Origin of the sequence: Pseudomonas sp. 30_B (genome assembly GCF_017491605.1) — a bacterium.
Taxonomy (GTDB): domain Bacteria; phylum Pseudomonadota; class Gammaproteobacteria; order Pseudomonadales; family Pseudomonadaceae; genus Pseudomonas.
This window is the reverse complement of record NZ_JAFGYY010000022.1, coordinates 29773-52216: the sequence shown is the minus strand read 5'-3', so window position 1 is coordinate 52216 and position 22444 is coordinate 29773. Positions and strand designations below refer to the sequence as shown.

Sequence of the window (22444 nt, the reverse complement as noted above, 5' to 3'; positions counted from 1 at the left end):
TGGCTATCCTCCTGGTGTCCCGCGAGAGAACCGCCTGTAGTCAGCGATGACGGCTTGGCGGAGCGTCATTGCCTGGAACAACGCTGAAAGGCACAGGAGTATCTGCCTGTCCGAGACATAACAAGTGGAAAGAATGAAGCCTGAGCTGGTACTCAAGACCACGCCGCCGAGGAGCCACAAGACGGCCTTCCGGCGCGAGCGCCTGAGCCTGGAGGTGGATGAGCTGGCCTCGCGCACGGCCGTCTCGGTGCACGCGCCGGCGGGGTTCGGCAAGACCTGGCTGCTGTCGCAGTGGCGGCGGGAACTCCTCTCGCGCGGCGCAGTGGTCGCCTGGCTGACCGTCGATGGCCGTGACGACAGTTCGAGCTTCGTCCAGGGCCTCGCGGCGGCGATGGTGGTGGCCAGCGGGCGGCAGGCTTTCGTGAGCACCTCCAGTCACGCCGACGCGTTGGGCGAGCTGACGGAGTGGCTGGCGGAGGTGGCCGACCTGGGGGGCGAAGTGGCGCTCATGCTCGACGAGGTCGACACGCTGCCCGATGCCACCGTTCGCCTGGCCCTGACCTACCTCCTGCACAACGCCCCGGCGAACCTGCGCGTGCTGATGGCTTCGCGTCGCCGGCTCAACCTGCAGACCACCGAGTTGCAGGCGCGGGGCATCTTTCTCGGCCTGGGCCTTGAACAGCTGCGTTTCCGCGTCGATGAAACCATCGCCGTGCTGGGCAACCGTTTTGGCGACGGTCTCGACATCGATCTCAAGGTGGTCCTGCATGAGCTGACCGAAGGCTGGCCGCTGGGGCTGCAACTGGCGATTGCCGCCATCGAACGCAGTGCCGCGCCGGAGCTGGCCATCGCTGAACTCAGGGCCTGTACCGGCGACATCCAGCGCTATTTCGTCGACAGCCTGGTGGCGACGCTGCAGCCCGAGCAGGTCGAGTTTCTCACCTGCATCGCCGTGCCGGAAAACCTGCACCCCGACCTGTGCGTGGCGCTGCTCGACGATGCCCGCGCGGGGACGTGGATGGCCGAGCTGTGCGCCAGCATGCCGATCTTCTCCGAGGGCCTGGGCAGCGACTGGGTTCGCATCCATCCGCTGGCCCGCGAGTTTCTTCAACAGCGCGTGGCCATGCTGCCCCAAGCACATCGCTGCGAGTTGCACGAACGGGCCGCCGCATGGCTGGAATCGCGCGGTTTTTTCGAGGAAGCGGCGCGTCACTACCTGAGTGCCGAGCGTCCTGCGCAGGCGTACGGCATGATCGAGCAATGCCTGTATGAGATCGTGCTGCGTGGGGAGTTCGGCCGGGTGATCGAATGGGTGGGGGCTCTCCCCGCCGAGGAAGTGGAATCGCGGCCCCGCATGTGCCTGGCGGCAGCCTGGGCGCTGGCCATGAGCGATCGCTCCGGGGAGGCGAGGCATCTGCTGGCCAGACTGCAGCTCGATCCGGCAACCGATGAGGAAGTCCTGTGCGAAGCCGCGGCCATCGCCTCTGCCGCGGCTTATTTCTCCGACCTGCCCGACGAGTCCCAGGCCATCCTCAGCCGCTGGGACGAGTCGCTGCCCAACCAGACCGTCAAGGTACAGGCCATCGTCGCCAACAGTAAGGCGCGCCTGGCGCTGTGCCGCGGCCAGCCGGAAGTGGCGCGGCGTATCTGTCGCAAGGCGCCGCGCTATAGCTGGGCCGAGGGCCTGGATGCGATCCGGGGTGTGGCCGAATGGGTATTCGGCGTCACGTACCTCTGGGAGGGGCGGATGCTGCCGGCGCTGGAGTCCCTGCGTAGCACCCTGCAGCGCGCCGAGCAGGACATCGGCCGGCGCAGTTCGGTGGCGGCTTTGCTCGCCTGCCCGTTGGCCGCGGTCCTGCTGGAACGCAACGAACCGGGCGAGGCGGCCACGGTGCTGGCGAACCGACTGGATGTGGTCGAGCGTCTGGCCAGCCCGGATGCCATCGTCTTCGGTTTCGTCACGGCGGCCCGGCTGGCCGCGCTGCAGGGGCAGGCGCACCGGGGCAACGATCTGCTCGAGGCGCTCCACGCCCTCGGCGAGGAACGGCAAATTCCCCGCTTCTGCATCGTGTCGCTCGGCGAGCAGATTCGCCTGCATGCGCTGCAGGGCAGGGTGGATACCTGCCTGGTTCTCTGGCGCCGGCTGGAGGGGGTGATTCCCCCGTGCATCGATGATCCCGACAGCCTGCTGGGGCCGGAACTGCGACTGCATGTGGGAGTTGCCCGAGCCTATGTATCGCTGGCGAAAATGGACTGGGCCGAGCTGCAGGCGGAGGCGGAAGCGCTCCATGAGCTGGCGAGCAGGCTGCAGCGCGGCCGGGAGCGCATTCAGGCGCTGCTGTTCAAGGCCCTGGCCCTGCGCGAGAGCGGGGGCGATGGCCAGGCCAGCCTGCGGGAGGCGCACAGCCTGGCGGAGGAGTTCGGCATGCGGCGCATCCTGGCGGACACCCACCCGCAACTGCTGCGTTGGCAGCAGTCCATGGCAAGCCCGGAACCACTGGCGCCCAGGGCTCCGGCAGCGGAACCCGCCGCCCGCACGCCGGTGGCAAAGGTGGCGCCCAGCCGCTTGCTGACACCCAAGGAGCAGGAAGTCCTGCAGCTGCTGGCGCGCAACCTCTCCAACAAGCAGATCGCGCTTGCGCTGAATGTGGGCGAGGAAACGGTCAAGTGGCACCTGAAGAATCTCTTCGGCAAGTTCCAGGCCGGCACGCGCCGGCATGTGGTGGACCGCGCCTACATGCTGGGCATCCTGGAGACGGAACACTAGCCGACTCCCGTCCCCCCCATCCGTAACGCCCCCCCAGGCGATGGGGGGGGCATCCGTGCCGTCCGCGCATACCTTCCCCTCAACAGATTTCGAACCTGACGGGAGCCTCCCGCCGGGTCGTTGACCTGGGGAAGCCAGCATGCCGGAACGAGTTCTGATCATAGGGGTAGGGGTGACGCCGTTCGCTGCGCCGAGCGCCCGCACCCCCTTGCTCGATCTCGTCGGGCAGGCGGCGCACATGGCCCTCGAGGATGCCGGCATCGACGGCGACCTGGTCGACCAGGTCTTCATGTCGAGCGCGAACAGCGGTGTCGGGGTTTGCGAACGGTTGCTGGTGCAGACAGGTCTGGCCGGCGTTCCGATGTTCTGCATCCGTGATGGCGGTGCATCCGCCAGTACCTCGGTGCACCTCGCGCGCAACAGCATTCTGGCGGGCGAGGCGGAGGCGATCCTGGTCCTGGGTTTCGAGGATCTGCAGACCGGTCTGTCGAAGCAGAATCTATTCGGCCTGGACGGATACCCGAACCGGGAGCGGGGCGAGTGGACCCGGCTCGACAATCCGGCGGCCATCATCGCCCAGCGTGAGCACCCGGCGGCCCTGTACGCCGCGCAGATGAGCTGGTTGCAGGCACGCCTGGGACTCACCGACCTCTGTTTCGAACGTGTCCTGGATCGGGCCAGTGCCCAGGCTCGCCTCAACCCGACCGCCTGCGCGGACGCCCCTGAGCGGGGAGTATGGTTCCCGCCCTACCTGAGTCCGCCAGCCCATGGCGCGGCGGCGGTGCTGCTGTGCTCGGAGGCCTTCGCCGCCCGCTATGGCTCGCGTGGTGGCATCGGCATCCTGAGCAGCACCCGGGTGGGTGAGTCGGTTTGCGAACTGGCCGATGGCAACCCGCTCGATGTCCTCGGGCGAGCTGCGACACGTCGCGCTGCCGAGCTGGCCTACGCGGAGGCCGGGATAGGCGTCGAGGATCTCGACGTCGTCGAACTGCATGACCAGAGCGTGGGGGACTTCCTGGTCTTCAGTGCCGCGCTCGGTCTGTGTGAGGAACAGGGGCTTGCCGAGTTTGCGCTTTGCGCCCGGACCAGGCCGGCCGTCTGCCCCTCGGGTGGGCTGCTTGGCTGCGGTTTCGTGCCAGGGGCGAGCCCGCTGGCGCAACTGGCGGAGCTGGTCCGCCAGCTCCGTGGTGAGGCGGGCGACCGGCAGATGCCTGGGGCTCGAACCGGCCTCCAGCACAGTGCCGCGATCGGGCGCTCGGTCACCGTGGCGATTCTCCAGCGCCATTGAAGTCTTGCCTGCAACAACGTCACAACAACTCAACGAGGATGACGATGAAGAATAAGAACAATAAAGCCGGTCACCACCTGGCGCCGAGCCTGCTGGCCTCGGCCGTACTGGTCGGTCTAGGGATCATGCCTGCGCACGCTTTCGATTTCGACACGGGCGTGGAGGACCTCCAGGTACGCTTCGACAACACCGTCAAGCTGAACTATGCGCAACGTGTGGAGAGTGCCAACTCCAAGCTGGCGAACGCCTGGAACAACAACGACGGCAACCGCAACTTCTCGGCCGGCAGCCCGGTGTCCCAGCGCGTCGACGTGCTGCATGAGCTGGATGTGGTCTATCGCCGCCAGTACGGCTTCCGCGTGAGCGGCAACACCTGGTACGACCACGCCTACGACAAGGTCGGCAGCTACAACCCGGCGACCAACCAGCTGCAGGACGGCATGCCCGATTCGCACCACCTGAGCAGCTACGCGGAGCGTTACTACAACGGGCCGTCCTCGGAATTCCTCGATGCCTTCGTGTTCGGCAGCATGGATGTCGGCGAGGAGTCGCTGCTCAGCGTCAAGGCGGGGAGCCACACCCAGTACTGGGGCGAGAGCATCCTGGCGTTCGCCCATGGCAACAGCTACGGGCAGTCCGGCCTGGACATCGCCAAAGCCCTGGCCGTGCCGGGAACCGAGGCCAAGGAGCTGTTCATTCCGCGTGACCAGATTTCCATGAACTTCACGCTGAACCCGGAACTGTCCTTCGGCGCCCAGTACTTCCTCGGCTGGGACGCCTCGCGCCTGCCCGAGTCCGGTACCTACCTGGGCTTCAACGATGCCATCCAGCATGGCAGCGACGATCTCTCGCTGATCGCCCAGCCCAACCCCATCTACGGCCTGCTGCCCGGCGCGCCGCAGTACCTGCGTCTGACCGGCGGGCATACCTTCACGCCCGACAACAGCGGCGATTACGGGGTGATGCTCAAGTGGAGCCCGGAGTGGCTCGACGGCACCTTCGGCCTCTACTACCGCAAGACCTCCGACATCCTGCCGAACATTGCCTTGCAGCCGACGGCCGTGGGCCTTCCGCAGCTGATGTCGGGCGTCGTCGGCAGCTACAACCAGTTCTATGTCGATGACATCGACATCTATGGCCTCAGCCTGTCGAAGAGCATCGGCGGCGTCAGCGTCGGCATGGACCTGAACTACCGCGAGAACATGCCGTTGCTCAGCGTGCCGGCCACCGTCAATCCGAAGGCGCCCGCGGGTACTCCCGGCACCATCGCCAGCTTCGACGGCGAGAACGGCGTGGCCCGCGGCAAGACCGTCCACGCGGTGGTCAACGGCCTGACCACCTTCGCCAACACCCCGGCCTGGGACAGCGCCTCGCTGCTGGTGGAACTCGCCTACAGCCGCTGGCTGGACGTGACCGACAACAAGCAGCTGTTCAAGGGCGAGGACTGGTACCGCGGCGTGGACAAGGTCACCCGCGACAACTATGTGCTCGGCGTCAACTTCACGCCCACCTGGTACCAGGTCTTCCCCAGCGTCGACCTCTATCTGCCGGCCACCTACAACGTCGGCCTCAACGGCAACTCCGCCGTGCAGCTGGGCGGCAACGAGGACACCGGCAGCTATTCCGTCGGCATCGGCGCCGACGTGCGCAACCAGTACCGCTTCGACCTGAAGTACGTGGACAACTTCGGTCCGTTCGACACCTGCGGCTCGCCGGTCGACGGCGCCACCCCGGGCGCCAATGGCAAGTACAACTGCACCCCGGGCCAGACCACCGCATTCGCGGGTGTGCCGGCCCAGCTCAAGGACCGTGGCATGGTCACGTTCACCTTCAAGACAACCTTCTGACCTGCGTACCCAGGAGAACAGAAATGGCCCTTATCAAATCCCTGATGGCCAGCGCGATGTCGCTTGCCATGGTCGCGGTCGCCCAGGCCGCCGTCTCGCCGGACCAGGCCGCCAAGCTCGGCCAGAGCCTTACCCCGGTGGGCGCCGAACAGGCCGGTAGTGCCGATGGCGAAATTCCCGCCTACAGCGGTGGCCTGACCACGCCGCCGGCAGGCTACCAGGCCGGCAGCTCCATGCGCGTCGACCCCTTCGCGGACGAAAAGCCGCGCCTGGTGATCGATGGCAAGAACGCCGACCAGTATGCGGACAAGCTCACCGCCTCGACCCGTGAGCTGCTCAAGCGCTACCCGACCTTCCGCATGGACGTCTACCCCACGCACCGCACCGTGGCGCTGCCCCAGCGCCTGCTGGACAACACCCGCAAGAATGCCGTCTCGGCCAGCACCGCGGGCGAGGGGCTGGCGCTGCAGAACGTCCTGCCGGGCGTGCCGTTCCCGATTCCCGGCAGTGGCTTCGAAGCCATGTGGAACCACCTGCTGCGCTACCAGGGTGTCGCGATCAACTCCAAGTACGATTCCTGGAACGTCGACTCGTCCGGTAACGCCACCCTGGCGACCACCGGCGACGCCTACCTGGAGTACCCGCTGTTCGATCCCAAGCGCAACGACGTTGCCGCGTCACCCGAGGACGTCTACTTCAGGACCAAGCTCTACTACCAGGGCCCGGCACGGCGCGCGGGCGAGGCAATCCTGCTGGTCGACGGCGTCAACCCGCTGGAGAAGGCGCGCCGCGGCTGGCAATACCTGCCCGGCCAGCGTCGCGTGAAGCTGGCCCCGGACATCGCCTACGACACCCCGAACCCTGGCTCGGCGGGCAGCTCCACCTATGACGACGCCTGGGTCTTCAACGGCGCCATGGACCGCTTCGACTTCAAGCTGGTGGGCAAGAAGGAGATGTACGTTCCGTACAACACCTACAAGCTGAACTACCACGCCAAGGCGGCGGACATCACCACGCCCAACCACGTCAACCCCGACCTGATGCGCTGGGAGCTGCACCGCGTGTGGGTGGTCGAGGCCACGCTCAAGCCCGGCAAGCGCCACATCTACAGCAAGCGCACCTTCTACATCGACGAGGACAGCTGGATCGCCCTGGCTTCGGACGAGTACGACGCCCGTGGCCAGCTCTACCGTGGCGGCTTCGCCCACATGGCCTACAGCTACGACGCCAAGGCGCCGAACTCCGACAACCACATGATCTACGACTTCGCCTCCGGCAGTTACAACATCACGGGTGTCTACGGTCCCTACGGCGGCGTGAAGTACATCGAGCCGCTCTCCAAGGCTCAGTGGGCCCCCGAATCCCTGGCTGGAGCCGGTATCCGCTGATAGCAGCGCCGCGCCATCGGAGTGCCTCGCGGCGCTCCGATGGCCACGTACGAGATCAACGCATGAGCATTTCCAAATGGGTCCTGTTGGCCGCCCTCGCGGCGGCGCTGTGTGCGCCGTTCTGCCGTCCGGTGGCGGCGCAGGGCTTCGTCGATGTCCTGGATACCCCCGCGCAGATGAGTCCCCTCGCGCAGCATGGCCTGCTGGTGGGGGTGACCCGTGCCGGCGAGCGCCTGGTGGCGGTCGGACAGCGCGGGCACATTCTCTACTCCGACAACGGCGGTGAAAGTTGGCAGCAAGCCAGCGTGCCGGTCAGCTCGGACCTGGCGGCGGTGCACTTCCCCACGGCCAGCCAGGGCTGGGCGGTGGGCCATGACGGTGTGGTGCTGCACAGCAGCGATGGCGGCGTGACCTGGGAGCGGCAGTTCGACGGTCGCCAGGTCGGCCCGGCCATGCTCCGCCACTACCAGGCCCTGGCGCAGCGCGCGCCGGACGACGAGCGCCTGGCGACCCTGGTGGGCGAAGCCCAGCGCATGACGGAGGAGGGCGCCGACAAGCCGTTCCTCGATGTGTGGTTCCAGGACGAGCGGGTCGGCTACATCGTCGGCGCGTTCAACCTGATCTTCCGCACCGAGGATGGCGGGCGCACCTGGACCCCGTGGATGGAACACACCGACAACCCCAGTGCGCTCAACCTCTATGCCATCCGCCCGGTTGGCGATGAGCTCTACGTCGTCGGCGAACAGGGCCTGCTGCTCAAGCTCAATCACGCCACGGGACGTTTCGAGGCCCGGCCGACGCCCTACAGCGGCAGCTTCTTCGGCATCCTCGGCAAGCCCGGCGTGGCGCTGGTCTACGGCCTGCGCGGCAACGTCTACCGCAGCGTGGATGGCGGCGAGAATTGGAGCCAGGTCAAGACCGGCCTGCCGGTGAGCATCACCGCCGGCACCGAACTGGCCGATGGCCGACTCGCGCTGTTCAGCCAGGCGGGCCACATGCTGGTCAGCAGCGATGGCGGCAGCAGCTTCCAGTTGCAGCCGCAGCCGGCCATGGCGCCGGTCGCCGGCGCCCAGTCCGCCGGAGCGAAAGGCCTGGTGCTGGTCGGCACCCGTGGTGCGCGTCAGTTGCCCGTCCACTGATACCGAACTCAGAGAGAGACCGAAATGGGTAACTACGAGCACAACAGCATGCCGGTGGTACGGGAGCTGCGGGGCTTCGACTCGCGCTCCGGCAACCTGCTGGAACGCATCATCTTCAACAACCGCCTGGTGGTGGTGCTGGTCTGCGCGCTGATCACCCTGGTGCTCGGCTACGCGGCGGCCACCCGCCTGAGCCTGACCGCCAGCTTCGAGAAGATGCTGCCGCAGAGCCAACCCTTCATCCGCAACTACCTGGACAACCGCGATTCCCTGCGCGGCCTGGGCAATGCCGTGCGGGTGGTGGTGGAGAACACCCGCGGCGACATCTTCGACCCGGCCTACCTGCAGGCGCTGCGGGAGATCAACGACGAACTGTTCGTGACCCCCGGCGTCGACCGTGCCTGGATGAAGTCGCTGTGGACCCCGGCGGTGCGCTGGACCGAAGTGACCGAGGAGGGCTTCCAGGGCGGTCCGGTGATGCCGGACTCCTACGATGGCTCGTCGGCCGGCGTCGAACAGCTGCGCACGAACATCGCCCGCTCCGGCATCGTCGGCAGCCTGGTCGGCAACAACTTCCGCTCCAGCATGATCTTCGTGCCCCTGCTGGAAAAGGATCCGGTCACCGGCAAGGCCATCGACTACCACGCCTTCTCCAAGGTCCTGGAGGAGAAGCTCAGGAGCAAGTACGAAGCCGCACCCGACGGGGCGCTCAAGGTCCGCGTGATCGGCTTCGCCAAGCTGATCGGCGACCTGCTCGACGGCCTGCTGCAGGTCATGGCGTACTTCGCCGCCGCGGCGGTGATCGCCGCGATCATCATCTATGCCTACACCCGCTGCGTGCGCAGCACCACGCTGGTGATCTGCTGTTCCCTGGTGGCGGTGGTCTGGCAGCTGGGGCTGGTCACGCTGCTGGGCTATTCGCTCGACCCGTTCTCGATCCTGGTGCCGTTCCTGGTGTTCGCCATCGGTGTGTCCCACGGCGCGCAGAAAATGAACGGCATCATGCAGGACGTGGGGCGCGGCACTCACCAGCTGGTGGCCGCGCGCTACACCTTCCGCCGCCTGTTCCTCGCCGGGCTCACCGCACTGATGGCCGATGCCGTGGGCTTCGCGGTACTGATGCTGATCGACATCCCGGTCATCCAGGACCTGGCCATCACCGCCAGCGTCGGCGTGGCGGTGCTGATCTTCACTAACCTGGTGTTGCTGCCGGTGCTGCTCTCCTACTGCGGCGTCAGCCCGCGTGCCGCTGCGCGCAGCCTGCAGCACGAGCGCGAGGAAGTGCGCGGCAAGGGCCTGGGCGCAGTCTGGAGCTTGCTGGACCGCTTCACCGAGCGGCGCTGGGCGACCGTGACCCTCCTGGTGGCCGGCGCGCTGGCCGTGGGCGGGTTCCTTGTCAGCCTGCACCTGAAGGTCGGCGACCTCGACCCCGGTGCTCCGGAGCTGCGGGCGGACTCGCGCTACAACCTGGACAACGCCTACATCACCGCCAACTACTCGCTGTCCAGCGACCTGTTCGCGGTGATGCTGAAGACCCCCAAGGAAGGCTGCCTGAAGTATGAAAGCCTGATCGAGGCCGACCGGCTGGGCTGGCTGCTGCAGCAGCAGACGGGCGTGCAGACCACCGTCTCGCTGGTCAACGCGGTGCGGCAGATCACGGCGGGCTCCTACGAGGGCAACCCGAAGTGGCTGACCATCGCGCGCAACCAGAACGTGCTGAACTACGGCGCCCAGCAGGCATCGGTGAACAACCCGGAGCTGTTCAACACCGACTGCTCGATGATGCCCATCGTGGCCTACCTGGCCGATCACAAGGCCGAGACCCTGGACCACATGGTCAAGGTCGCCGAAGGCTTCGTGCGCGAGCACAGCACCGACCAGCGGCAGTTCATGCTGGTCGCCGGCAGCGCGGGGATCGAGGCCGCCACCAATATCGTGGTGCGCGAGGCCAACCGGATCATGCTGCTGTACGTCTACGCCGCGGTGATCCTGCTGTGCTTCGTGACCTTCCGCAGCTGGCGCGCCGTACTGGTGGCGGTGTTGCCGCTGATGCTCACCTCGATCCTCTGCGAAGCCCTGATGGTCTGGCTGGGCATGGGGGTGAAGGTCGCCACGCTGCCGGTGATCGCCCTCGGCGTCGGTATCGGCGTCGACTATGCCCTCTACCTGCTCAGCGTGCAGCTCGCCCAGCAACGCGCCGGCGTGCCGCTGGCCGCCGCCTACCGCAATGCGGTGGCCTTCACCGGCAAGGTGGTCGCGCTGGTGGGTGTGACCCTGGCCGCCGGCGTGGTGACCTGGGCCTGGTCGCCGATCAAGTTCCAGGCCGACATGGGCATCCTGCTGACCTTCATGTTCCTCTGGAACATGATCGGCGCCCTGGTGCTGATTCCGGCGCTGTCGCATTTCCTGCTGAGAAAGGCGCCCTGACGCAGGGCCTGCCAATGACTCCGGGGAGCGCGAGACCTTCGTCGGCTCCCCGGTGATTTCGAGGAACCGGAGCATGCACCGGGAATCGAATCTGGTGGATACTCCCCGGCATAACCTCGAGTGAGTACCTATGGCCGAAGAGATCGCATCCCTGTTGTCAGTTGCCGCCACATCCACGCTTGCGCAGGCGGAGGGCGTTGGTACAGCGGCTCTCACCGGCACGGCCTTGCCGTTGGAGAACATCCATAACCTGCGCGACCTCGGTGGCCTGCAAAGCCGGGATGGCCGGCGTGTACGTGCGGGCCGGCTGTTTCGCAGCGCCAATCCGGGCCTGGCCAGCCAGGCCGATATCGCACGACTGCAAACCCTTGGCCTCGACCGGGTGATCGATTTTCGCGCCCCTCAGGAAAAGTCCGCTGAAGAGGGCGGGTTCGCCGACAGCTTCGATTGGCTGGCCCTGCCCGTGCTCGAAGGCAGCATCAGCTTCCAGGAGCTGCTGCCACGACTGCAAGGCGGTACGCGGCAGGACATGGACGACTTCATGTTGCAGGCCTATCGCGATTTCCCGGTCAGGTACCAGGCCGCGTTCGCCGCCTTCATGAAGGAGGCCGAAACAGGCCGGACCTTGCTCTACCACTGCAGTACCGGCAAGGATCGGACGGGTTTTGCGACCCTGCTGCTGTTGTCGGCGTTCGAGGTGCCTGCGGAGGTGATCCTGGCCAACTACCTGGAATCCAATCACTGGAACCAGCGCCTCATCCAGGGCCTGCTGGCGCGCCTGGCGCCGCTGGGGATTGCCGCCGAGGTGGCGATGCCCTTGCTGGAAGTGCGCGCCGGCTACCTGGAGGCGTCGCTGCAGACCATCGAGCAGGAATGGGGCAGCACCGCCGATTACCTGCGCAAGGTGCTGTCGGTGGATGTCGAGCGCCTGCAGGCCAATTATCTGGAGGAATTCGCCGGCTGACGGGTTCGCCAGCCGGCGCGCCCTTGCAGCGACCTACAGCTTGATCAGCAGCGGGCCGTTGAAGGCCTGCATGATCAGCTCGGCCGGCTGGCCGTGGGCGATCAGCTTGGCCATGGCGTTGAGGTAGGGCGTGATGTGGCGGAAGTAGCGCTTGTAGCTTGCGCACAGGTAGTTCAGTCCGGGCGCGCCGTCCGGCGTTTCGATGAAGCGGTTCTTCGGGCATTCGCCATTGCAGGCGAACAGGTAGTCGCAGCGGCGGCAGTAGTCCGGCAGTGCCTCTTCCTTCGCCGCGCCGAATGCCTCCTGGGCGGGGGAGGCCAGGAGCGCCGCCGGGTCCTGCTCCACGATGTTGCCCAGGCGGTACTCCGGGTACATGTAGTGGTCGCACGAGTACAGGCTGCCGTCGTGCTCGACTATCGCCGCCTTGCCGCAGCGCGGCGCGAACAGGCAGACGCTGGCCGGTAGCTGGCACCAGGCGGCCAGCGCCCACTCGAAGTTCATCACATGGATGCGGCCGACGTCGTGGCGCACCCATTCATCGAAGATGGCCACCAGGAACTCCCCGTAGACCTCGGCCTCGACGCTTTGCGGCGTCACCTGGGCGGCGTGCGCCTGAACATCGCGCAGGCGCAGCTCGGGAGGGGTGGCGAAGTGTTGCCCACGGGCCTGGTCGGGCGCAGTCGGAGCGCGCTCGACGACCGGGTTGAACTGGATATGCCGGGCGCCGGCCTCCTTGAGGAAGCGATAGACCTCCAGCGGCGCGCGGGTGGTCTCGCGGGTCACGGTGACCAGGACGTTGTAGGGAATCGCATGCTTCTGCAGCAGCGCCAGACCCTGCATCGTCTTGTCGAAGCTGGAGCGGCCGCGCTTGTCCGGACGGTGCAGGTCGTTCAGCTCCCGTGGTCCATCCAGGCTGATGCCGACCGTGAACTTCTCCTTCGCCAGGAAGCTGCACCAGGCATCGTCCAGCAGCGTGCCGTTGGTCTGCAGGGTGTTGCGGATCACCTTGCCGCTGGCGAATTCCCGCTGGTAGACCATGGCGCGCTGGAAGAACTCCACACCCAGCAGCGTGGGCTCGCCACCTTGCCAGGTGAACTCCACTTCGGGGCTGCTCTGGCTGGCGATGTAGCGCTGCACATAGGCGCGCAGCACCTCGTCCGACATGCGAAAGCGATTGTCCCGGGGATGGAACTGCTCCTTCTCCAGGTAGAAGCAGTAATCGCAGTCGAGGTTGCACACCGGCCCGACGGGCTTGGCCATCAGGTGCATGCCTTGAAGCTGGGTCTCGTTCATCGCGTGCACCACCGGCCGAAGGAGTCAGAGATAGCCGATCTTGCGCGCATCGTTGAGCACGATGCGCCGCAGCAGGCCGACCGAGATGCGCCGGAGCTGGAAGATCAGGCGGGCGAAGGGGCCGACCAGGATCAGGTCGCGTCCTTCCTGCACCGCTCGCACCATGCTCTGAGCTACCTCGTCCGGGTCGCAGCCCTTGCGCTGGTAGTAGTCCTGCAGGCGGGCGATCTGCTCCTTGCCCACCGATGCGGCGATGTTGCCGTGATTGGCCACGATGGGCGTGTTGATCACGCCGGGGCAGACGGTGGTGACCTGGACCTCGGAATCGCTCAGCTCCATCTTCAGCACCTCGCTCAGGCCGTACACGGCGTGCTTGGACGCGGCGTAGGCGGCCATGCTGGGGGAGGGGAAGAGGGCTGCGGCGGAGGCCACGTTGATCACCTGGCGCGGGCCGCCAGCCTCGATCATGTGCGGGATGAAGCTGTAGCAGCCATGCACCACGCCCATCAGGTTGATGTTCATGACGCGCTGCCAGTGCTTCAGGTCGCTGTCCAGGAAGCGTCCCAGGTAACCGACGCCGGCGTTGTTGATCAGCACGTCGAGCGCGCCGTGGTTGAAACGCACCTGGGCTGCCAGTTCCGCCATGGCGGCGGCATCGGTGACGTCCGTGCAGTAGGTGACGCAGGTTCCGCCGGCGCTCACCAGCTGTTGACGCAGCGCTTCCAGGCCGCGCGAGTCGATGTCGCACAGCAGCAGCGTGGCGCCGTGGCGGGCGAACGCCAGCGCCGTGGCGCGGCCGATGCCGGAGGCGGCGCCGGTGATCAGGACTGTCTTGTTGCTCAGGTCGGCAATAGCCATGGTCGTCTCCGCGGGCCGCACGGCGTGCGGCCCTTGAGTCTGGTCAGGGGAGGTAGCTGATGTGCAGGTCCTGCACCTTGCCGTTGAGGGCGAAGGGCGCGCGGTCGAAGTAGTCCAGCGATACCGGCGAGCCCAGGTCCTGCGCGACATCGAAGGTTTCGCTGGCGGTGAAGGTCAGCGGCGGCGAGAAGGGCGTGACGCCGGTGGCCACTTCCTCACCGTTGACTTTCAGCGTCAGCTTCACCGGCGACCCGGGCTTGGCGGCAGTCGGCTCCGTGAGCACTTCTATCTGCGCGTCCCCGGCGGCCAGGGGGCGTTCGGAGCGCAACTTGACGCGGGCGATGGCCAGGTCGTTGTACTCGTAGTTCACATGCCCCTCGTCCAGGTAGAGCGTCACCCCACCGCCGATGCCGCCGAGCGCGTAGATCACGCCGCTGGCCTTGTCGGGCAGCTGGACGTCGGCGCGGACGCTGCTGTGGCGGCTGCGCAGGTTGGGCGCGGCAAATTCCGGCAGACGGTTGACCCGCTCGTTGAAATGCCATTCCTTGCGGTCGCCACGGGCGAGCACGGACGGGTTGAGGAAGGGATACAGGCCCGCGCCGATGGGGTAGACGTGGTTGGCCTTGGCCTGCGCATCGAACTCGGTCTTGAGTTCGGCGAGCTTCTCCGGGAATTTCTCCGAGAGGTCGTTCGCCTGGGAGTAGTCGTTGCTGAGGTCGTACAGGGCCCAGTGGTCATTCTGCGGATTCCAGCCCACGAACTGGGAGAACCCCTGCACCCAGGGCTTGCGCGGGCCGAACACCGAGGCGATCCAGCCGTCCTTGTAGATGCCACGGCTGCCGAGCACCTCGAAGTACTGCGCCGGCTTATGCGACTTGGCCTCGGCATCGGTGAAGGTGTAGCGCATGCTGACCCCGTCCAGCGGGTCTTGGGCTACGCCGTTGACCGATTTGGGCGGGGTGATGCCGAGGATGTCGTAGACGGTCGGGGCGATATCGTTCACGTGGTGGAATTGCTTGCGCACCTCTTTGTCCGCGCCGATGCCCTTGGGCCAGGAAATGGCCAGCGGGGTGCGCGTGCCGCCGAAGTAGCCGGCCACCAGCTTGGTGCCGGGGAAGGGACCGGAGCCCGCCCAGGCCCAGGCGGCGTTGTACATGCTTTCGAGCTTGGCGCCACCCAGTGCCGGCAGCCCGCCGTACATGCCGTTGAGCACCTTCAACTGCTGTTCCTTGGGAACCGGGATGCCGTTCTGCGCGAGCAGCTCGTTGATGGTGCCCTCCATGCCTTCGGCGGAGGCGCCGTTGTCGCCGAACACGTAGAAGATCAGGGTGTTGTCACGTTTCCCCTCGCGCTCGAGCTCATCCAGGATCTTGCCGGCCTGGGTGTCGGCATGCTCCATGAAGCCGGCATAGACCTCCATCAGGCGGGCCTGGTAGCGCTGCTGCTCGGGGCTGAGGCTATCCCACGCGGGGAGTTCCGCCGGGCGCGGCGTGAGCTGGGCGTTCTGCGGAATGAAGCCGAGCGCCTTCTGGCGCTTGAAGGTTTCTTCGCGGTAGCTGTCCCAGCCGGAATCGAACTTGCCCTTGTACTTGTCCGCCCACTGCGCGTTGACCTGATGCGGGCCGTGCACGGCGCCCGGCGCCCAGTAGACGAAGAAGGGCTTGGAGGGGGCGAAGTTCTGGTGATCCTGCAGCCAGTCGATGGCCTGCTCGGCGAGGTCTTCGCTCAGGTGGTAGCCGGGCTTGCGCGGCGGCTCGATCGGCGTGGTGTTGCGGTAGAGGCGCGGCTCGTACTGGGAGGTTTCGCCGGCGAGGAAGCCATAGAAGTATTCGAAGCCGTAGCCGGTGGGCCAGGTGTCGAAAGGCCCGGCCGCGGTGGTGTCGCGGGTGGGCGTGTTGTGCCACTTGCCGAAGGCCGCGGTGCTGTAGCCATAGTCCTTGAGCACCTCGGCCATGGTCGCCGAGCTCTTGGGGATTTCCCCGGTGTAGCCGTCCCAGTCGGTGGCCAGCTCGGCGATGACGCCGTTGCCCACGCGGTGGTGGTTGCGCCCGGTGAGCAGCGCCGCGCGCGTGGCGGAGCTGATGGCGGTGGTGTGGAAGGCGTTGTAACGGATGCCGCTGTCGGCGACCCGGCTCAGGGTCGGCGTATGGATGCCGCCGCCGACGGTGTCGGATTGGGCGAAGCCGGCGTCATCGAGCATGATCACCAGGATGTTCGGCGCGTCCTTGGGCAGGTGCGACGGCGCCTGCCGTTGCTGGTGCCTGGATTCCTGCAGGGTCGGCTTGGCATCGCTGGCCGAGGGGGTAGGGGGGAAAGGCAGGCTGTCCTGGGCTGTCGCGACTGGGCTGCCGAGCAGCGCCCCAACAGCGAGGGCAAGCTCCCCGACACCGGGTTTCTTGATCATGTGGGCTGTCCGTTCTTGTTCTGGGTAAGGAGCCCGCGGGCGCGGAGACCCGCGGGCAGGGCAGTGCCGGATCAGGCGGCGAAGCTGGTGATGTCCTTGGCTTCGATACCGTTGGCCTCGCAGTAGGCCAGGTAGCGCTGGACACCGGTCTTCCAGTTTTCGATGGCGCAGACGTTGTCGTTTTCGTCGAAGTACAGGAGGTCGCCCTGGGTGATGTTCAGGGTGATGATCTCGTCGCCGTACTCGGTCAGGGCAATGGGGGTATGGCTGGTGCCGGCGGTCTCGAAGACCACGCCGCCCTCGCGGGAAATCCAGTCATGCTCGATGTATTTCCAGGCGCCCTTGATGGTGTAGACGATCACGGTGCCGGAGTGATGGTGCTTGGGCAGCGAGGCCCCGGCCGGCACCTTGAGCAGGGTGATGGTCTCGCCCCGTACCGGGTCGCACTTGATGTACTTGAGGAATACCTCGTTGCTGTAGGGCGTGAAGGGAATCCAGGGCAGATCCTCGTCATTGATGGCGGCAGTGTCGATCGATTCGTAAAGCATGGGCAACGCTCCTTGGCACAAGCACGACGTGGGTTTTGAACTCGTTTTCGATTGTGCTGGGGGGCTTGGCGGGGCACCCCCCTCTCGCTCGGGGGGCTTCGCCGTTCGGTCAATGTCACCGTGTAGCGTCGTGCTCGCGTGCGGGGGGAGTCTCGTGGGGAATGCATGGCCGGCCCGGTCACTGGTCAGGACCCGGCCGGCGCACTCAGCTCAGGCGGCGCACCAGGGCCGGGTAGCTGTTGGGCAGTAGGCGCACCAGCCAGTAGATGGTGCGCGACAGGTGGCCGGTGAGAATGCGCTTCCGGCCCTTGCGCAGGCCGCGGATGATGTCGGCCGCGCAGGTTTCCGGCGGTGTCACCAGCATCTTTTCCGCCTGGCCGGCGAATTTGTCCTCTTCGGCGCCCGCCGCCGCCACCCGCCTTCCGGCGCGCTCGATGTTCGTCCTGATGCCGCCGGGGTGCACGCAGACCGCACGTACACCGGTGCCGTCCAGCTCCTGCCACAGGCACTCGGTGAGGCCGCGTACGGCGAACTTGGACATGTTGTAGGCGCTCTGGCAGGGGAACGCGAGCAGGCCGAACACGCTGGAGATGTTGACGATGCAGCCTTCGCGCTGCTTCAGCATCATCGGCAGGAAGGCCTTGGTGCCGTAGAGCACGCCGTAGAGGTTGAGGTTCAGCTGCCACTCGTACTCGTCGACGGAGGTATTGGCCACCGTGCCGACCACCGTGGCCCCCGCGTTGTTGATCACATAGTGGACGCCGCCGAAATCGCGCTGCACGTCGTCCGCGTGGGCGAACACCTCGCTGCGCGAGCTGGCATCGAGCTTGTAGCCGCGGGCAAGCGCGCCGGCTGGCAGCGACTTCAGGGTGTCCTGCAGGGCGCCTTCGTTGATGTCGGACAGCGCCAGGCGCGCGCCCGCTTCGGCGAGTTGCTGGGCCAGCGCGCGGCCGATACCGGAGCCGGCGCCGGTGATCACCACCACCTTGTTCTCGAACATGTTCATTTCCTCTGCAGCGGGGAGTGGGCCAGCGGCGCATCCGCATTGCGGCGCAGGGGCCACCAATGCAGGAAGCCGAACAGCAGGGTCAGCAGCAGGCTCGCCGCCAGCGGGCCCGGGTAGCGGCGCAGGGTGCGGAACATCAGCAGCGCCTCGAGCGCGTGAGCGGCCAGGAGGAGCACGGCGGCATACAGCAGCGGCGTCTGCAGTCCGAACGGCAGCGCAGTGAACAGGCCGGCGAGGGCCAGTGCGTAAATGGCCAGGCAACCGGCCTTCAACATCGTGCTTATCATCTGAATTCCCTTGTCATTTGCTCAGGATGTGGATGGCCAGGGCGGCTTCCTCGATGCCCTGCAGGCCACCGCCGTTTTCCTGGATCGCATGGCGCGCGCCTTCCACCTGGCGTGCGCCGGCTTCCCCGCGCAATTGCGTCACCAGCTCGTACAGCTGGCCGATGCCGGTGGCGCCCAATGGGTGCCCCTTGGATTCCAGCCCGCCGGAGGTGTTGATCGGGATGCGCCCGCCGAGGGTGAAGTCGCCGTGCTCTGCCGCCGGTCCGCCTTCGCCCAGGGGCGCCAGGCGCAGGTTCTCCGCCTGGATGATTTCGCCCATGGCCGAGGCGTCGTGCACCTCGGCGACATGCATGTCCTCCGGCCCCAGACCGGCCAGCTCGTAGGCAAGGTCGGCGGCACGCCGGCCGACATGCAGCTCCGGCTTGTCCAGCGAGCGGTGGCTGAAGCTCTGGATCACGCTGGCGGCCACGCGGATGCAGCGACTTTTGTCCGCGCCGATGCGCTTGAGGCCCTCTTCGGTGCAGAGGATGACCGCCGCGGCACCGTCGGAGAGCGGGGCGCACATCGGCAGGGTGATCGGGTAGGTGATCGGCGGCGCGGCGAGGATTTCCTCGACCGAGAACGGCTGGCGGAACTGGGAGTAGGGGTTGTGCACCGAGTGGCCGTGGTTCTTGGCCGATACCGCCGCGATCTGTCGCTGGGTGGTGCCGAAGGTCTTCATGTGGAAGCGGCACATGGCGGCGTAGATGGCCATGAACTTGCTGTACGGCCGATCCGATTCCGAGCCTTCGGGGATCTCCACCCCTTCGCCCATCTTCACCAGGGTCTGGTAGTTCTCCTGCGCGCGCGCAACATCCCAGCCGCCCTCGAAAATGGCGAAGGCCTTGGCCTTGTCGGGGATGTTCATCTTCTCCGCGCCCAGGGCCAGGGCAACGTCGGTGACGCCGGCCTTCAGGCTCTGCACGGCCAGGTTGACCGCCGAGCTGCCCGAGGCACAGGCGTTCTCCACGTTGAAGATCGGGATGCTGTGGATGCCGATCTTGCTGAAGACCACCTGGCCGGGGATGGAAATCTGCCCCTGCAGCGTGCCGTTGGTCATGCCTGAGTAGTAGGCGACGCCGATGTCGTCGCTGCCGCAGCCGGCATCCTTCAGGGCGCCGCGCAGGGCCTCCTGGGCCAGGTCTTCGATGCTGCGCTCCGGATGCCGGCCGAATACGGTCATGGCGATGCCGGCGATATAGATAGTGCTCATCCTGTTTTTACCTCGGGTTCCGGGCTTGGCTGTACCGCTTCAGATGCTGCGGCGGGTATCGGCCCAGTAGCGGGCGCGGAGGTCCTTTTTCAGCACCTTGCCGACCGGGCTGCGCGGCAGTGCCTGGACGAAGTCCACCGACTTGGGCGCCTTCACCGAGCCGAGCTTTTCCTTGCACAGGGCGATCAGCTCCTGCGCGTCGATCTCCTGGCCGGCATTGAGCTCGACCACCGCCTTCACGGCTTCGCCCCAGTGCTCGTCGGGTACCCCGATCACGGCGCAGTCCTGCACCGCCGGATGGCTCCACAGCACCTGCTCGACCTCGCTGGGGTAAACGTTGAAACCGCCGGAGATGATCATGTCCTTCTTGCGGTCGGTGATGTGCAGGTAGCCTTCGGCGTCGATATGGCCGATGTCGCCGGTGTGCAGCCAGCCATTGCAGAGGGTCTCGGCGGTCTTGTCCGGGGCCTTGTAATAACCCTTCATCACCAGGTCGCCGCGCACGCAGATCTCGCCGCTCTCGCCCTGGGGCAGTATCTCGCCCGCGTCGTTCATGATTTCGCAGCGGATCAGCGGGCTGGGGCGGCCCACGGAGGACAGGCGCTCGTCGGAGGCGACATTGCCGCTGGCGTCGAGGTGCTCGACCGGACGCAGGAAGGCAATGGAGCCTGGGGCCTCGGTCTGGCCGTAGCCGCCGGCCATGACCGGGCCGAAGGTTTCGATGGCCTGCTTGAGCTTCTCCACCGACATGGGCGCGGCGCCGTACATGAAGTACCTGAGCGAGGAGAAGTCGACCTTGTCCTTCAGCTGCGGGATGTCCAGCAGGCGGTAGATCACCGTGGGCGGCAGGAAGAATTCCGTCACCCGGTATTGGGGAATCGCGGCCAGCAGCAGCGCGGGGTCGGGCTTGGTCACCACCACCACGGTGCCGCCCAGCGAGGTGCAGGGCAGGGACAACAGGCCGGCGGTGTGGGTCATGGGCGCGGCGGCCAGGTTGACCGGCCGCTCGTTGGCGGCGTAGGCGTTGCCCAGCAGGAAGTGCGCGCAGAAGGTCTGCACGCTGCGGTGGGTGTTCATCACGCCCTTGGGCGCACCGGTGGTGCCGCCGGTGGCGGAGACCATGATCACGTCGTCCAGGTCGACCGCCAGTTGGGGGCGATCGGCCGGCTGGTTCTCCACCCAGCGGTTCAGCGAAACGCTGCCGGCAACTCCGGTCGCCTCGCCATCGATGCAGATCCAGCGCTTGATGCCGGGAAGCTGCGGCTGCAGTTGGGCGATGGTGTCGGCGAAGGCCTGCTGGAAGAACAGGACCTCGCAGTCGAAGGCATCCAGTACGTAGCGATTTTCCTCGGCCGAGTTGCGCGCGCCGACGGGAATCCAGCACATGTTCGCGCGCCACAGGCCGAGGGTGCAGGTCCATGCGTTTACGTCATTGCCGGCCCAGATGGCGCTCTTGGTTTCCTTGGGGAAACCCTCCGCCAGCAGGGCATTGGCGATGCGGCAGGACTGCTGGCCCACCTCGTCGAAGCTGTAGTGACGGTCGTCCTGGATGTAGGCGCTGCCCTGGGGGTTGCCCCGCCAGCCGCGGTCAAAGAAATCGATGATGGCCATGCTTTGTTCCTGATCTGTGCCGATGGCGTTGGAGCCGGAGCGGCAGGGTTGTCCGCAAAGGGTGAGAACCCCTTGCGGACCCTGAGTCCCGGTCTCTGGCGTATCACTACATGCGGGTGACGGTGGCGCGGGCCAGGCCGCGCTCTTCGAGGAAGCCCAGCAGGTAGCGATGGCCGAAGGCCTTGGACCCGGAGGCGAAACCGACCTTGTTGGTCTCGCCGTCGAGCAGCTTGATTGCCGCGGCAGCCTGCAGGGCGCCGGTGGCGATGTAGGCGGTGGTGCCGAAGACTTCGGCGCGCACGGCGGACAATTGGCCGCGGCCGATGGCGGTATCCACCATGCGTACCTGGGTGGTGCGCTCGCGCGGCGGCATGCTCGGGGTGGTGGATTCGACCACCTGCTTGATCACCGCATCCTGGTGCGTCGGGGGCAGGTCCTTGTACTCCTGCTCCCACTTGTAGCCCAGCTGGTGCACGCTCTGCATGACGTTGTTGTCGTAGAAGCCGACGCAGGAAACGCAGCTGCGCACGCGCGGGTCGTTCTCGAAATAGATCGGCAGGGAGGTGCCGCCCCACGGCAGGGCGAACACCGGCTGCATGAAGTGCGGCGAGGTGATCTGGAAGGAGGTGTGGGCCGGGTGCTCCTTCAGCTTGCCGTCCCACAGGTAGTGCTGCCTGGCGCGCAGCATCTCGAAGATGGATGCGGTCGAGCCCACGGTGACGCCGGCGACGCCCTCACGCGGTCCGCGGCACAGGGTGCTGGTTTCCAGGGCGTCGATGCCTGGGTGTTCCAGCGCGAGTTCGGCGGCGATTTCGGCGAAGCTGTACATGTAGGCCAGCGACGGCGAGACCAGCAGGCCGGCCTGGCGGTAGAGCTCGCCGAACTCGTCGCGCACCGCGCGGATGTATTCCTGCTCGCCGGTGGTGTCGATGTGGTGGCAGCCGGCCTTGAGCGCGGCCTCGACGGTGGTCAGGCCGTAATTGACGAAGGGGCCGACGGTGTTGCAGACCACCTTGGCACCGGTGAAGGCCTTGGTCAGTGCGTCCACATTGTGTTCGCACTCGATGATCTCGTAGGTGGCCGACTCCAGGCGCACCACCCGTTGCGCCATCATTTCCTGCACGCGGCGGGCACTGCGAGCAACGGCGGTGAAGGGGATGTTCTGGTCGATCAGCCAGTCCATGATCAGCATGCCGGTGTAGCCACTGGCGCCATATACGACTACGGGATAGTTGGCCATCTGTTGTTTCCTCGAAGCTTTGTTGTTGTAGGAACTTCCCAGGCCGGAGCCGAACTCAGGCGGCCAGCGTCGGCGTGCGACGCTGGCGTCACCGACGGGTTTCCGGGAGCAGGGGAGTTGGGGCG

The 22444-nt window shown here is 66.4% G+C and carries 16 protein-coding genes; 7 read left to right on the top strand and 9 right to left on the bottom strand.

The window, feature by feature from the left end; all coding sequences use genetic code 11:
• The first annotated feature begins 133 nt into the window (after window positions 1–133).
• The 7 genes from J5M67_RS21370 (at window position 134) to J5M67_RS21340 (ending at window position 11820) form a co-directional block, all read left to right on the top strand.
• Window positions 134–2767, top strand: a complete 2634-nt coding sequence (locus tag J5M67_RS21370) for a LuxR C-terminal-related transcriptional regulator (protein ID WP_243434797.1) — start codon at window positions 134–136, stop codon at window positions 2765–2767.
• A 139-nt stretch (window positions 2768–2906) separates the two neighbouring features.
• Complete coding sequence (locus J5M67_RS21365) at window positions 2907–4055, top strand: acetyl-CoA acetyltransferase (RefSeq protein WP_207887324.1); 1149 nt, start codon at window positions 2907–2909, stop codon at window positions 4053–4055.
• A gap of 44 nt (window positions 4056–4099) precedes the next feature.
• The gene (locus J5M67_RS21360; protein WP_207887323.1) at window positions 4100–5902 is read left to right on the top strand and encodes a DUF1302 domain-containing protein; all 1803 of its coding nucleotides are present in this window, start codon (window positions 4100–4102) and stop codon (window positions 5900–5902) included.
• Between the two features lie 23 nt (window positions 5903–5925).
• Window positions 5926–7290 carry a DUF1329 domain-containing protein gene (locus J5M67_RS21355; protein WP_207887322.1) on the top strand — a complete coding sequence of 455 codons (1365 nt, stop codon included), beginning with the start codon at window positions 5926–5928 and terminating at the stop codon, window positions 7288–7290.
• Window positions 7291–7352: 62 nt separating this feature from the next.
• A complete protein-coding gene (locus J5M67_RS21350) occupies window positions 7353–8429 on the top strand; it encodes a YCF48-related protein (protein ID WP_207887321.1) in 1077 nt (358 codons plus the stop codon).
• 24 nt (window positions 8430–8453) lie between these two features.
• Window positions 8454–10856: an RND family transporter gene (locus tag J5M67_RS21345; protein ID WP_207887320.1), complete on the top strand. Its 2403-nt coding sequence runs from the start codon at window positions 8454–8456 to the stop codon at window positions 10854–10856.
• A gap of 130 nt (window positions 10857–10986) precedes the next feature.
• Window positions 10987–11820 carry a tyrosine-protein phosphatase gene (locus J5M67_RS21340; protein WP_207887319.1) on the top strand — a complete coding sequence of 278 codons (834 nt, stop codon included), beginning with the start codon at window positions 10987–10989 and terminating at the stop codon, window positions 11818–11820.
• Between the two features lie 33 nt (window positions 11821–11853).
• On the opposite strand, the gene J5M67_RS21335 is transcribed toward J5M67_RS21340, so the two are convergent.
• The 9 genes from J5M67_RS21335 to J5M67_RS21295 all read right to left on the bottom strand — a co-directional run bounded on the left by J5M67_RS21335 (window position 11854) and on the right by J5M67_RS21295 (window position 22319).
• The gene (locus tag J5M67_RS21335; RefSeq protein ID WP_207887318.1) at window positions 11854–13113 is read right to left on the bottom strand and encodes an anaerobic sulfatase maturase; all 1260 of its coding nucleotides are present in this window, start codon (window positions 13111–13113) and stop codon (window positions 11854–11856) included.
• Window positions 13114–13137: 24 nt separating this feature from the next.
• A complete protein-coding gene (locus tag J5M67_RS21330; RefSeq protein WP_207887317.1) occupies window positions 13138–13971 on the bottom strand; it encodes an SDR family NAD(P)-dependent oxidoreductase in 834 nt (277 codons plus the stop codon).
• A gap of 43 nt (window positions 13972–14014) precedes the next feature.
• The gene (locus J5M67_RS21325; protein ID WP_207887316.1) at window positions 14015–16375 is read right to left on the bottom strand and encodes an arylsulfatase; all 2361 of its coding nucleotides are present in this window, start codon (window positions 16373–16375) and stop codon (window positions 14015–14017) included.
• Between the two features lie 71 nt (window positions 16376–16446).
• The gene (locus tag J5M67_RS21320) at window positions 16447–16923 is read right to left on the bottom strand and encodes a 2,4'-dihydroxyacetophenone dioxygenase family protein (RefSeq protein ID WP_207887315.1); all 477 of its coding nucleotides are present in this window, start codon (window positions 16921–16923) and stop codon (window positions 16447–16449) included.
• Window positions 16924–17128: 205 nt separating this feature from the next.
• The gene (locus J5M67_RS21315; RefSeq protein ID WP_207887314.1) at window positions 17129–17923 is read right to left on the bottom strand and encodes an SDR family oxidoreductase; all 795 of its coding nucleotides are present in this window, start codon (window positions 17921–17923) and stop codon (window positions 17129–17131) included.
• Between the two features lie 2 nt (window positions 17924–17925).
• Window positions 17926–18216, bottom strand: a complete 291-nt coding sequence (locus tag J5M67_RS21310) for a hypothetical protein (protein ID WP_207887313.1) — start codon at window positions 18214–18216, stop codon at window positions 17926–17928.
• A gap of 13 nt (window positions 18217–18229) precedes the next feature.
• Entirely contained in the window at window positions 18230–19468 is a 1239-nt protein-coding gene (locus J5M67_RS21305; RefSeq protein WP_207887312.1) for a thiolase family protein, read from the bottom strand.
• 39 nt (window positions 19469–19507) lie between these two features.
• Complete coding sequence (locus J5M67_RS21300; protein WP_207887311.1) at window positions 19508–21079, bottom strand: class I adenylate-forming enzyme family protein; 1572 nt, start codon at window positions 21077–21079, stop codon at window positions 19508–19510.
• A gap of 106 nt (window positions 21080–21185) precedes the next feature.
• Window positions 21186–22319, bottom strand: a complete 1134-nt coding sequence (locus tag J5M67_RS21295; RefSeq protein WP_207887310.1) for a trans-acting enoyl reductase family protein — start codon at window positions 22317–22319, stop codon at window positions 21186–21188.
• Window positions 22320–22444 lie beyond the last annotated feature (125 nt).

Excerpts from the sequence above, each read along its gene's own strand:
- J5M67_RS21355 (WP_207887322.1), top strand. The coding sequence starts at position 5,926 with ATGGCCCTTATCAAATCCCTGATGGCCAGCGCGATGTCGCTTGCCATG.
- J5M67_RS21315 (WP_207887314.1), bottom strand. The coding sequence starts at position 17,923 with ATGTTCGAGAACAAGGTGGTGGTGATCACCGGCGCCGGCTCCGGTATC.
- J5M67_RS21325 (WP_207887316.1), bottom strand. The coding sequence starts at position 16,375 with ATGATCAAGAAACCCGGTGTCGGGGAGCTTGCCCTCGCTGTTGGGGCG.
- J5M67_RS21320 (WP_207887315.1), bottom strand. The coding sequence starts at position 16,923 with ATGCTTTACGAATCGATCGACACTGCCGCCATCAATGACGAGGATCTG.
- J5M67_RS21310 (WP_207887313.1), bottom strand. The coding sequence starts at position 18,216 with ATGATAAGCACGATGTTGAAGGCCGGTTGCCTGGCCATTTACGCACTG.
- J5M67_RS21305 (WP_207887312.1), bottom strand. The coding sequence starts at position 19,468 with ATGAGCACTATCTATATCGCCGGCATCGCCATGACCGTATTCGGCCGG.
- J5M67_RS21295 (WP_207887310.1), bottom strand. The coding sequence starts at position 22,319 with ATGGCCAACTATCCCGTAGTCGTATATGGCGCCAGTGGCTACACCGGC.
- J5M67_RS21330 (WP_207887317.1), bottom strand. The coding sequence starts at position 13,971 with ATGGCTATTGCCGACCTGAGCAACAAGACAGTCCTGATCACCGGCGCC.
- J5M67_RS21350 (WP_207887321.1), top strand. The coding sequence starts at position 7,353 with ATGAGCATTTCCAAATGGGTCCTGTTGGCCGCCCTCGCGGCGGCGCTG.
- J5M67_RS21360 (WP_207887323.1), top strand. The coding sequence starts at position 4,100 with ATGAAGAATAAGAACAATAAAGCCGGTCACCACCTGGCGCCGAGCCTG.
- J5M67_RS21300 (WP_207887311.1), bottom strand. The coding sequence starts at position 21,079 with ATGGCCATCATCGATTTCTTTGACCGCGGCTGGCGGGGCAACCCCCAG.
- J5M67_RS21345 (WP_207887320.1), top strand. The coding sequence starts at position 8,454 with ATGGGTAACTACGAGCACAACAGCATGCCGGTGGTACGGGAGCTGCGG.
- J5M67_RS21370 (WP_243434797.1), top strand. The coding sequence starts at position 134 with ATGAAGCCTGAGCTGGTACTCAAGACCACGCCGCCGAGGAGCCACAAG.
- J5M67_RS21365 (WP_207887324.1), top strand. The coding sequence starts at position 2,907 with ATGCCGGAACGAGTTCTGATCATAGGGGTAGGGGTGACGCCGTTCGCT.
- J5M67_RS21340 (WP_207887319.1), top strand. The coding sequence starts at position 10,987 with ATGGCCGAAGAGATCGCATCCCTGTTGTCAGTTGCCGCCACATCCACG.
- J5M67_RS21335 (WP_207887318.1), bottom strand. The coding sequence starts at position 13,113 with ATGAACGAGACCCAGCTTCAAGGCATGCACCTGATGGCCAAGCCCGTC.